Source organism: Bacillus cereus group sp. RP29 (assembly GCF_040459765.1).
GTDB classification, from domain to species: domain Bacteria; phylum Bacillota; class Bacilli; order Bacillales; family Bacillaceae_G; genus Bacillus_A; species Bacillus_A paranthracis.
This window is the reverse complement of the sequence record NZ_JARVHN010000001.1, coordinates 1,790,753-1,802,591: the sequence shown is the minus strand read 5'-3', so window position 1 is coordinate 1,802,591 and position 11,839 is coordinate 1,790,753. Positions and strand designations below refer to the sequence as shown.

Here is an 11,839-nt window from a genome sequence, read left to right as displayed (position 1 = left end):
ACGGCTCCTTTTTTAAGTTAAATCACGTTTTAAAAATACTGTATAGGAAATGATTAAAAATACAAATAAATACAGTAATAACATACATGATGCAAACGGGAACGTTACTCCATCAATAAAGCTTCCATTCTTTGCAATACTATATAAATCTGTGTTTGCTGGCAATAAATATTTCGCCCAAGCATATCTAGTTGCTGCTAGTAATGCGATGTTTCCTGATAAAGCAAGAAATAGTGAAATACCAATCGCGCCTCCGCTAGATCTTGTTAGCACAGAAATCATAAACGCAAACGCTGCGTACACAATCGTCGGCAACCACGATAAAATATAATACTTACTAGCTTCTACAAAAATATTTTGTTTTATAATATTTCCATCTTGGAAAATAAACTCGCTCCATGCAGGCTGCTGGAATTTATAAATAACCAGTCCACATAAAATGGAGAAAATCATATTAAATATAAACAATAATGCTGCAAATATGACAATTGCTAAAAACTTAGCTGTCAAAATTTTAAAGCGACTCGCTGGTCGTATTGTTAAAAATTTATATGTTCCCCAGCTATATTCATTCGCAAAAATTGTACTTGCATACACGAGGATAAACGGAAGTAATATTGGAAATACGATAAAGCCTGTATCTCTCATGAAAGAAAGTGGAGAACTACTTGCCGGTGCTGTATCTGTGTCTAAATGCTTCATCTTGAGCTGATATTCCTTTACAAGCTCATCCCCAGATCGTTCCGCTAAAATTGCTCCTTTTTCCATGCCTAGCTTTTTCTCAATTTCTACAGTTCGTTCTGTATAATCAGCTTTCCATCCTTTTGTTTCCGGCTCCAAATACTTTACAGTAACCCATCCTAATCCGATTATTAATACTGCAATAACTGCAAATGGAATAATCGTTCGCTTTCGCTTAAATATTTTATACAATTCGTTATACACTAAATTAAACAATATCTTTTCCCCCTGTTAATTCTAAAAATTGCTCTTCTAACGTTTTTCTTTCTTCATATACACGATACACTTGAATGTTTTTCTCAAGCAATGTACGAATAACATTTGGGATTTCTTCATCTTTTACATGAATAAGTAAATCATTACCTTTTATTAAAACATCTTGGTCTAACATTTCTGCCGCTTTATTCGCATCATCTACGCGTATACGGATTGTCTCCATCTCTTCACTTTGATTATGCTGAATATTTTGCGTCGCGACATATTCTCCGTGCTGAATAATGATAACTCTATCACACATTAATTCAACTTCCGAAAGTAAGTGACTAGATACCAGTACCGCTTTTCCTTGTTCATGTGCAATTTTCTTTATGTACATTCTCATTTCATGTATTCCACTAGGGTCTAATCCATTCGTTGGTTCGTCTAATATTAATACATCTGGATCATGAATAAGCGCTTGGGCAATTCCTAAACGTTGTCTCATGCCGAGTGAATATGCTTTTACTTTGCGATCAATGACTTGTCCCATACCTAGCAGTTTCACTACTTCATCGATACGTTCTTCTGTAACGTTACCATTCATGCGTCCGAAATATGTTAAATTCTCATAGCCACTCAAAAACGGATAAAATTCCGGTGTCTCAATTACCGCTCCAATTTTCGAGGCAGTACTTTCAAATTGCTGTTTTACAGATTGACCATCAATCCAAACTTCGCCCTCTGTCATACGAATCATGCCGACCATCATTCTCATTAAAGTCGTTTTTCCAGCACCATTTGGTCCAAGTAGACCAACTACTTCACCTTTTTTAACTTCGAAACTAATATTTTCTACAAGTGTCTTTGAACCGATTCGCTTCGTTAACCGCTCAACCTTTACAATCGATTGTTCATTTGTCATGCTATACAACCTTTCCTTCCCATTCTTTGTCAGGTCTTTACACTGTAACATGATTATTTTTATGTGTAAAATGGAAAAAGACATGATTTCTCATGCCTTTTCTTTAAACTGAAATGAATTTTCATCTTGTAAACTTTGAACAAATCGAATACATTGCACCATCGATAATAGAAGAATAACAATCATAATTATACTCACTACTACTATTGCATATATTGTAATCGGTGCACTATTTATCCCTTGTATTCCTGTTATTTTCATAAAGATAATCGTAAATAATTTTAAAAATAACATCCCATTAACTAATCCAAAAACAAACGCTGCTCCATAAATAAATAATTGCTCCTGACATAATAAACATAGTACATCATTTCTCTTCCTATTCTCTGCTACATAAGATTTAATTTCTTCTTTCCTCGCTTGCAGAAGAGAATAAGTCATTTTATATGTAATAAACGTACACATGAAAATGACTACGATAAACAACGTGTAAAAACACATTTGAAATAAAAATGTAGTCCCTAATTCCCCAGCAACTACTTCATTAAATTGTAGCGATATCATAAAAAACAAAATCATAATACTCATAGCAATCCACATAAATTGCTTCATCCTTTTGGTAGCAAATGTTCTTATATTTTTTCTCGCTAACCGACATAAAGACATAAAATTCTTCCCCTACCTTATTACATACGCATTCTATACTACTAGTGTATAAAAATATGACATTTTAAACATCGCACTACAATCGGAATTTTCTCTAAGTCTTTAGTCCTAGAAAACAAAAATGAACATGTTTATCTCTTTCGTATAGAACTAAAAAAACACTAAAGCGGAAATGCAATTACATTTCCGCTTTAGTGTTTAACGAGGTGTATTTTTCAATAACTGAATTAATCTCATCCTCAACTTCTATTCTTTTCTTCTCTCTTGCAATTTTTAAAAACTCTAAAAGCTCTGGATTGCTATTCATTTTTTTGTACGCGACTGACATTTCTGCAACAAAATTAGAATCATATAGCTCTTTATATACAACTTCTGTTTTATATAATTTATTTGCCGATACCGGTATGACTGTAATTCCAATCCCCGCTGCTACAAGTCCCATAACTGTTTGATATTCCGTCGCTTCTTGTACGATACGCGGACTAAACCCGACGTCGCGGCAAAGTGATAAAATTGTATCATATAACGCTGGCCATACTGGTCTCGTAATAAATACAAACGGTTCATCCCGTAAATCTTCTATATGTATTTCATCTTTCTCTGCAAGTGGATGAGCCTTCGGTAAACATAACGTACAAGATAGTTTTTGAATTGGCTCTAATTCTAATAATTGTGTTGGGATTGGTGGACGCAAAAATCCAATATCAATACGATTATCATGAAGTGCATGCACTTGATCTGGAGTAGATAATTCATGTAATGCAACAGACACCCTCGGAAATTTCTTTCTATACTCCCTTACGATAGATGGTAAAATATCATATATCGCCGCACCTACAAAACCAATTGAAAGTGAGCCCACTTCTCCCCTTTGGGCACTTTGTGCAATTTCTACAGCTTTTTCAATTTGTTCAAACGCTTTTTTTACTTCTTTCAAAAACATTTCTCCAGCTTCTGTTAATTCAACCTTTCTCTTCGTTCTTGAAAATAACATAACTCCCATTTCTTTTTCTAATTGCTGAATTTGTTGACTAAGCGGTGGTTGTGTCATTTGTAAACGAGCAGCTGCTCGTCCAAAGTGTAACTCCTCTGCCACTACAACAAAATATTGCAAATGCCGTAATTCCATTTTGGACACCCTTTTCCATTTCAATTAATACGTCTAATATATTAATAACATATAATTTATATATTAGACAAATTTTTTGAATGAACGTATAGTAGAAATTGTTAATTCTTTTTTACAATTTTTATGTAAAAAAAGAAAGAGGTGTTTACTGTATGAAATGGTGGAAATTAAGCGGACAAATTTTACTATTATTTTGTTTCGCTTGGACAGGTGAATGGATTGCAAAACAGGCACACCTCCCAGTTCCAGGAAGTATTATCGGTATTTTTTTATTATTAATCTCGTTAAAATTTAACCTAGTGAAAAAAGAGTGGATACAAGACGGTGCAGACTTTTTATTAAAAGAACTTATTTTATTTTTCATTCCTTCTGCAGTCGCTGTCATACGCTACAAAGATACACTATCACAATATGGAATCGATCTCATCTTAATTATTATGATTAGTACACTTTGTGTCACTCTCGTTACAGGACTCTTAACAGAATTGCTACTAAAGCGGAAAGGATCCGTGCAATGATCGGCTTTCTTTGTTTACTATTAACACTATTCACATATTGGATATCGAAAAAAATGTATCAACGCTGGAATTGGAGCTTACTTTCTCCTCTTCTCGTCTGTCCTATTATTTTAATCGCGTTATTACTCGGACTAGACACATCTTATGAAACGTATGAAACTGGAGGCCACTGGTTAACAGAATTATTAAAACCTGCAACAGTTGCTTTTGCATGGCCAATCTATAAATACTTTGATTTACTTAAGAAACATGGAATGGCTATTTTACTTAATGTCATTGTCGGTTCGTTTCTATCAGTTATTACTTCAGCACTACTAGCAAATTATTTTCAAATTGATTCATCGTTAGAGCATAGTTTAGCACCTCATATTGTAACGACGCCAATTGCAATGGCCATTTCAGAAATGATTGGTGGTATGTCACAATTAACAGCAGTATTTGTTGTTTTAACTGCGTTAACAGGAGCATTGCTCGGACCTTCTCTCATTCGTATATGCCGTATTAAAACAGCAATTGCAAAAGGTATTATGTTAGGAACGAGCGCAAATGGAACTGGTACATCAAAAGCATTCGAAATCGGTCCTGTAGAAGGAACGATTGCAAGTTTATCTATGCTTTTAACTGCAGGAGCTAGTTTAGTTATCGTTCCGCTTTTCTTATCGTGGATACATTGAAAAAGCAAGTGTTTACACACTCGCTTTTTTATTTATGTATTTGTTTAAAATCTCATAATCCTCCGGGAAAGATAACGTTAATTCCTTCATTTCATCTATCCTCTTCCAAGCAATTTCATGTATTAACTCATCAGGATCTTGGATTTTCATACTACCGCCTATTCTTTTTACGACATAATAATGAACGTATACAGGAACCCCATATGTAATCGCTTCTTTTTCGTATATTTTACTTACAACTTCCACATTGTAGCCTGTTTCTTCCCAAACCTCTCGGATACAACATTCCTCTAATATTTCTCCTTTTTCAAGTCCTCCACTTGGGACGGACCACCTTTTTTCTTCATCCTTTTGTCCTTGTAATACCATTAAAACTTCATTTCTTTCATTTACACATACTGCTGCGCAACCTATCCATCTTTCCATATACACCCCTCCCCTACTACTATTCGTCTCCTTTTGTATTTTCTCCTTGAAAAAAGAGGAAAAAAGGAAAACAATGACGAAATTTTACATCAACTTCATAGGCAGTTCCTTCTTAGAAATTAAAAACGGAAGGATGAAAGCATGATTTTTAAATATGTTGTGGAATGTGTCTTTTGTGAAGAAAATCGAAAACCTCGCCAAGCTATCGTCACAGTTCCTGCTACTACTCAGCTACTAGCCATTGAAAAAGTGCGTGCAGAATGTAAACGTCGTTTCGGAAAAGCTTTATTATTACAAACTGAAATTAAAGAAGAAATAGTTTTTGAACAAAAAGAAAGCTGACCATAAATTGGTCAGCTTTCATATCCGATCATATTTTCACATGAAGATTAGGGGCATCCTCTTTAAGGATCGGGATTTTCCCATTATGTACGTTCCATAATGGTCATCGAACAATATATTTCTATACAATTAAATATTGAATAGAATAGGGCAAAACTTGTTCGCATTTTTAGAAAAGGGATAGGGATATAATTCAAGTAGTACTTCGAATACTCGAACTTTACACTCATTATATTAAAGCAAATCCTTTTATATGGGAAATATGAATTACTTACATAATTCATTCGTAAAACATATTAGTTTGCTATATTATTTTTATCCCATTAATAACATACATCCAGCGAAAACTGGTGTCATAATCATTGAAAACTTCAAAAGCATACGTGGTGCATAATTTGTAAACTTCGCACCGATATAAGCTCCTAGCATCGTCCCAATTAATACTTGCAATAATAATATATAATCTAGATACCCTTCTGAACTATACCCTAACCCACCCCCAATCGCAATGGGCAATATAACAAGCATTGTTGTTCCTACAGATTGCTGAATCGTCAATCCTAATAGAACCATTAATCCAAGTTGAATAAATGGTGCAGAACCAATCCCAAATGAACCAGCCATCATTCCAGTGACTAATCCAAGACATATACATTTCATTATGTTCTCTTTCGAAAAATCTTTAATCTCTGCTAAAAGTAACTCTTCCCTATTTTGAAACTTAATTAATTTAATAAACATAAAAATTGCAGATAAAAATAGCATCCCAGCTGTAAACCAATGAAGAAGATGTCCTGGTATAAGTGAACCAATTTTTGAACCGATATAAGAACCAAGCGCTCCACATCCCCCAACAATCCCACCTATAGTAAGTACTACATTTCCTTCACGATAATGACTTATAACCCCAGATAATGTCGTAAATGCCATAGCAGTTAAAGACGTTGCAAGTGCAACGTGAATAGGAATATGGAATACTAAAGTGAGTATCGCGATAATAAACCCGGCTCCCCCAGCTCCAACAAACCCTAATAAAATCCCCATTACTAACATCGTTATAATAATTGCCACATACTCTCCCTCCAGTAAGGCAATTATCCACCATATTCTTTCTTCTACACAAATAAAAAGCATCCATCTAGGATACTTTTTATTTCAATACTATGTACTTAATCTTGATTAATCAAAATAACCGCGGGACCAGCGACTACTACTCCAGCTACTTCGATTTTTTCAAATTCCTTTACTGTAATAGATATAACGCCTTCTCTTTCCATCAATTCTTTACTCAGGACATCAGTCGGTATAGCTTTCACCGTCTTACCTCCTTTTCATTTATACAATATGCAAAAAACAACTTAACGCATCTATATATATGCATCACCTCCGCTTTCATTCCTTATTCCCTTCAAAACCCTTCTCTCCCTTCCATAACGTATTGAAAAATAAAAAAAGCACTCGCAATCGCGAATGCTTTTTCATTATTTACTTTCTATTACTTTTAACATTCTATTAATAAACATACAAAATACCCCTTAATATAACACTCAGAAAGCCCACCTCTTTTTAATTCATTATATAATTCATTCGATTAATGGTTTCTCGAAGTTTTTCCAACTCTTGACCTGTATATATTACTTTCCCCGTTAAGAATTCATTTCTGAAGAACGATACAATTTGCTCTCTATCTTTTAATCTCGGCGTTTTTTCTTCAGAAAGATCTAGCACTTCTTTCCCATTCTCATTATAAAAATATACAATCGGATTTATGTTTTCCTTTACAATATCAACTTGCATTTCTTTCAAACAATTGTATAGAATATGAGATAGTTTCTTCGCTCTATATACTGGGTTCCCTTCATTTTTCACTTGTATCGTTAATGAATCTTCACCTGTAATATATTCAAACGTCTCTTCTTTCTCTATCTCTTGTTGATACTTGCCAATTTCATCAATCATAAATGAATATGTACTAGCATTTTCTTTCGTTAAGCCATGAATTAATTTCCCTGTCCATTCTTTCGTTTCAAGTACATACATACCCGTTTTACTTAAAACAAGATGATGAATTCGAAAATCATTTCTTCCATGCTGATTCCTCATAAAAACATTCGGCATTATATGAAATTCATTATCTAGTATTATGCCTTGCTCTACGAAGCCACGCTTCATATATTGTAATGTTTCGTGTGTACTCACTTCGGCTCCATTTTTCGTATACTCTCGCAAATCTGCAATTAACTTTTGAAACATATGTATTTCGTTACTATGTTTTTCTTGCATTTCACTGCGTTCTTTACTATGTTGCACAGCTAATTGATTTTTCATCATACGCATATTTTCAAGTTCTCTCGCTGCACTTATTTGTAAATCATTGTATTTTTTCTGTTCCATATTTTTTAATGTATTTTGCTGCTCTTTATGTTCTGTAACCGTAGCTGCAATTTCATTTTCGTACGTTTCAATTGCTTGTTTTTTTTCAAATTCCGCTTGCTGACTCTCTGATTCTAGCTGTTTATTTTTATAAAACAGCACGAATACTGCAGCTAATAATAATAAAATTACACCTATTAACACGTAATCCATAATTCTTCTCCTTTATTTCATTTCCTGCTTTTTTCCATTCACATTTCTACTACATTATACTATGTAATTCCTATATTTTTTGTAAAAATTTCACACGCAGTCAAAAGACCTTGTAATTCTACAAGGCCTTTTGTAAACTTCCTTTATTTTGTAGTAAGTACATATTATAATACAATCCTTGTTCACTCAGTAATTCTTGATGTGTCCCTCTCTCTACTATCTCTCCATCGTGCATAACAAAAATTTGATCTGCATCTTGTATGGTAGATAATCTGTGTGCAATCGCTATCGTAGTCCGTCCTTTTCGCATTTGCTGTAACGCTGTTTGGATTGCATCTTCAGTTTCTGTATCAATATTTGCTGTTGCTTCATCTAATACTAACACTTTCGGATTCGTTGCTATCGTTCTAGCGAAAGCAATTAATTGTCGTTGACCACTAGAAAATGCAGCTCCTCTTTCTACTACCTCCGTTTCATACTGCTCTGGTAATTTTTCAATAAACGTATTCGCTTGCACAAATTGTGCCGCTTCTTTTACTTCTTCATCCGTAATTTCTTCATTATACATACGAATATTTTGCTTTACATTTCCCGCAAATAAAAATGCATCTTGCAATACAAGTCCTATTTTCTTTCTAATTTCTTGTTCTTCAAATTTCTCTAACTCTACACCATCTATTACAATATTTCCGGACTTAATATTATAGAATCTCAGTAATAAATTCATAATGGTACTCTTTCCGCTACCAGTGTGCCCAACGAAAGCAACCGTTTGCCCTTGTTTCACGTGAAAAGATACATTTTTTAAAACATCACGTTTTCCATCGTACGAAAAAGTAACATTTTTAAATTCAATATCTCCATTAATAACTTGAGGATTTCCATCCCCTTTTTGAACTGGCGCTAAATCTTTCTCATCCATTAAATGAAATACACGTGATGATGAAACCAGTGCCTGTTGGAAAAATGATAATTTCATCATCATCTCATTTACAGGCTGGAAGAAACGATGGATATAGTTAACAAACGCATATAAAACGCCTACTTCAACAGGACTCTTCAAAGCATCAATTCCAAATAAACCAAGTACTAACGCAATAGCTACAATATGAACTAAATCAGTTGCTGGACGTAAAAGCAATGCATCTAACTTTAATGTACGTCGCCCTGCACTATAATGTTTATTATTCACTTCTTCAAATTCTTTTCTCATGCGCTTTTCTTGTCTGAACACTTGAACAATATTCATCCCTTGAATGGACTCGTTTAACTTTGCATTTAACACACTTAATTGATTACGGACTTCTAAATAAAAAGCTGCACTTTTCCGGCGATATAATACCATAATCGCAAACATGATCGGAATTAATACGAGAGAAAATAGCGCTAATTTTACATTTAATAAAAACATCGCTACTAAAATCCCTACTAAAAATACGATATTTTTAACAAATGTTGATAATACACTGACATAAAAGTCTTTAATTGCTTCTGTATCATTCGTTATGCGCGATACAAGCGTACCAATCGGCGTACGATCAAAGAAACTTAATGACAACTTTTGAACATGCTCATATACTTCAACACGCATATCTTGAACAATTTTAAAAGCGATATTTTGAAAATATAACAAGTCTAAATAAGTAAATAATACTTTTAATAAGTGAGCAACAATATACACTACAAATAGAGTAACAAGTGCTGATTGATCAAAGTTACGTGGTACTAAGTGTTCATCAAGGAATTGTTTAATTAAAAAAGGACCCATCATTTCTGTTACAGTTGCACCAACTAGAAATAAAAATGCTAATGCTAACAGTCCTTTATATGGCCTCATATAAGACAGTAATCTTCTTAAATCGCTCTGTTTTTTCTCAGCCATCATACGCCTCCTTTCTCGACTAATGCTTCTAACTGCTGGCTCTCATACATTTCTTTATACCAACCATGTTCTTTCATTAGTTGTTCATGTGTACCTCGTTGTACAATTTTACCTTCATCCACAACAAGAATAAGATTGGCATGCTGAATTGCACTTAAACGATGGGCAGTAATAATTGTCGTTTTCCCTGCTCTCTCCCTCTTTAAAGCATTTAAAATCGTTTCTTCTGTTTTTGCATCTACCGCTGATAAACAATCATCTAAAATTAATATTTCAGCATCCGTTAATAAAGCACGCGCAATAGAAATTCTCTGTTTTTGACCTCCAGATAAAGAAACGCCTCTTTCCCCAACTACTGTTTCATATCCTTCTGAAAATTGAAGGATGTCATTGTGAATACAAGCAATCTCTGCAGCACGGGTAATTTCATTATATGTAGCATCCGCCTTTCCAAAGGCAATATTCTCCCCAATACTCGCTGAAAATAAAAAATGATCTTGCGGCACATATGAAATAGCAGAACGGACACCGTAAAGTGTTACATCGCGAATATCCCGCTCTCCAACTTTTAATTCACCATTAAAATGATCATACTCACGGATTAAACATTTTAATAAAGTCGTTTTCCCTGCACCTGTACGTCCTACAATCCCTAACGTTTCCCCTTTCTTCAAATCAAAATGAATATCTGTTAAATGTAACAGTTCATTTTTCTTATACGAAAACGAATCGACCGCAAATGAAACATCACCGCTCGCTACTGTATGCACAGCATTTTCTCTATTTACTACATCTGATTTTTGTGAGAGAATTTTTTCTACACGGTCATACGAAGCACGCCCACGCTCCATAATATTAAACAGCCATCCAAACGCTAACATCGGCCAAACGAGGGTACCTAAATACGTCGTAAATGTAACGAGATCACCTACTGTTAATTCACCTCTCACAACTAATACTGACCCGTAACATACTGCGATTAAAAATGAAAATCCTACGATAAGAGCGATTGTTGGATCAAATAACGAATCAATACGTGCAACTAACATATTTTTATGTACGACATCTTCTGATTTTTTTCGGAACGCTTGCAAATCTTCTTTTTCTTGTCCAAGCGATCGAATTACCTTCATCCCACTCATACTCTCTTGCACTTTATCATTGATTTCCGAAAACGATTGCTGTGCTTTATGAAACCTTTTATGTAATAAAGTGCCGTAATAATTTGTCGATATTGCTACAATCGGCATTGGAATTAAGCTTAACAATGTTAACTTCCAACTAATTGTAAAACCCATTGCTACGAGTACACATCCTCCAACAGCCAATGAATCAACAAGTGTTAAAACACCCGCCCCAGCAGTTTGCTGAATTGCTTGAATATCGTTGGTCGCGTGCGCCATTAAATCACCTGTGCGATTTGACTGATAGAAAGATGGACTCATCTTTGTAAAATGTTCATACAAATTTTTCCGTAATTGGCGAGCTAATTTTAATGAAGATCCGAAAATCATAATACGCCACACGTAACGTAATATGTACATCGTAATACCTACGAGTACTAAGAGTACAACCCATTTTAGTAACTTATCAGTCGTTAATGTTCCCTCATTAATTTCATCTACAACAATCCCAATCACTTTTGGTGCTACAAGTTCTAAAAGTGCAACGCCAAATAATAAAATAATTCCGGTTATGTACGCTCGTTTTTCTTGTTTAAAAAACCACGCTAAATTCATAAACACTTTCATATTT

Annotated in this window: 13 protein-coding genes; 3 read left to right on the top strand and 10 right to left on the bottom strand. The window is 34.3% G+C overall.

Annotated elements, in window-relative coordinates; all coding sequences use genetic code 11:
* Nucleotides 1–12: 12 nt before the first annotated feature.
* The 4 genes from QCI47_RS09550 to alsR all read right to left on the bottom strand — a co-directional run bounded on the left by QCI47_RS09550 (nucleotide 13) and on the right by alsR (nucleotide 3,656).
* The gene (locus QCI47_RS09550) at nucleotides 13–957 is read right to left on the bottom strand and encodes an ABC transporter permease (RefSeq protein WP_353811756.1); all 945 of its coding nucleotides are present in this window, start codon (nucleotides 955–957) and stop codon (nucleotides 13–15) included.
* Complete coding sequence (locus QCI47_RS09545) at nucleotides 950–1,861, bottom strand: ABC transporter ATP-binding protein (RefSeq protein WP_000180642.1); 912 nt, start codon at nucleotides 1,859–1,861, stop codon at nucleotides 950–952. The genes QCI47_RS09550 and QCI47_RS09545 overlap by 8 nt, the downstream gene beginning before the upstream one ends.
* A 90-nt stretch (nucleotides 1,862–1,951) precedes the next feature.
* The gene (locus tag QCI47_RS09540; protein WP_309422896.1) at nucleotides 1,952–2,527 is read right to left on the bottom strand and encodes an FtsX-like permease family protein; all 576 of its coding nucleotides are present in this window, start codon (nucleotides 2,525–2,527) and stop codon (nucleotides 1,952–1,954) included.
* 178 nt (nucleotides 2,528–2,705) lie between these two features.
* Entirely contained in the window at nucleotides 2,706–3,656 is a 951-nt protein-coding gene (gene alsR, locus QCI47_RS09535) for an acetoin biosynthesis transcriptional regulator AlsR (RefSeq protein WP_353811755.1), read from the bottom strand.
* A 152-nt stretch (nucleotides 3,657–3,808) separates the two neighbouring features.
* On the opposite strand from alsR, the gene QCI47_RS09530 reads away from it, so the two are divergent.
* Entirely contained in the window at nucleotides 3,809–4,174 is a 366-nt protein-coding gene (locus QCI47_RS09530; protein ID WP_000872364.1) for a CidA/LrgA family holin-like protein, read from the top strand.
* Nucleotides 4,171–4,848: an LrgB family protein gene (locus tag QCI47_RS09525; protein WP_000578958.1), complete on the top strand. Its 678-nt coding sequence runs from the start codon at nucleotides 4,171–4,173 to the stop codon at nucleotides 4,846–4,848. The genes QCI47_RS09530 and QCI47_RS09525 overlap by 4 nt, the downstream gene beginning before the upstream one ends.
* A gap of 12 nt (nucleotides 4,849–4,860) precedes the next feature.
* Here the strand turns inward: QCI47_RS09525 and QCI47_RS09520 are convergent, their stop codons facing one another.
* Entirely contained in the window at nucleotides 4,861–5,274 is a 414-nt protein-coding gene (locus tag QCI47_RS09520; RefSeq protein ID WP_309422898.1) for an NUDIX hydrolase, read from the bottom strand.
* Between the two features lie 141 nt (nucleotides 5,275–5,415).
* On the opposite strand from QCI47_RS09520, the gene QCI47_RS09515 reads away from it, so the two are divergent.
* Nucleotides 5,416–5,616 carry a DUF3903 domain-containing protein gene (locus tag QCI47_RS09515; protein ID WP_000576449.1) on the top strand — a complete coding sequence of 67 codons (201 nt, stop codon included), beginning with the start codon at nucleotides 5,416–5,418 and terminating at the stop codon, nucleotides 5,614–5,616.
* A gap of 315 nt (nucleotides 5,617–5,931) precedes the next feature.
* Here the strand turns inward: QCI47_RS09515 and QCI47_RS09510 are convergent, their stop codons facing one another.
* The 5 genes from QCI47_RS09510 to QCI47_RS09490 all read right to left on the bottom strand — a co-directional run bounded on the left by QCI47_RS09510 (nucleotide 5,932) and on the right by QCI47_RS09490 (nucleotide 11,835).
* A complete protein-coding gene (locus QCI47_RS09510; protein WP_000974648.1) occupies nucleotides 5,932–6,687 on the bottom strand; it encodes a sulfite exporter TauE/SafE family protein in 756 nt (251 codons plus the stop codon).
* A gap of 98 nt (nucleotides 6,688–6,785) precedes the next feature.
* A complete protein-coding gene (locus QCI47_RS09505) occupies nucleotides 6,786–6,932 on the bottom strand; it encodes a BC1881 family protein (RefSeq protein WP_000644411.1) in 147 nt (48 codons plus the stop codon).
* A gap of 250 nt (nucleotides 6,933–7,182) precedes the next feature.
* Complete coding sequence (locus tag QCI47_RS09500) at nucleotides 7,183–8,202, bottom strand: nuclease-related domain-containing protein (protein ID WP_000386802.1); 1,020 nt, start codon at nucleotides 8,200–8,202, stop codon at nucleotides 7,183–7,185.
* 118 nt (nucleotides 8,203–8,320) lie between these two features.
* Complete coding sequence (locus QCI47_RS09495) at nucleotides 8,321–10,084, bottom strand: ABC transporter ATP-binding protein (protein ID WP_000818391.1); 1,764 nt, start codon at nucleotides 10,082–10,084, stop codon at nucleotides 8,321–8,323.
* Nucleotides 10,084–11,835 carry an ABC transporter transmembrane domain-containing protein gene (locus QCI47_RS09490; protein ID WP_061131640.1) on the bottom strand — a complete coding sequence of 584 codons (1,752 nt, stop codon included), beginning with the start codon at nucleotides 11,833–11,835 and terminating at the stop codon, nucleotides 10,084–10,086. The genes QCI47_RS09495 and QCI47_RS09490 overlap by 1 nt, the downstream gene beginning before the upstream one ends.
* Nucleotides 11,836–11,839: the final 4 nt, after the last annotated feature.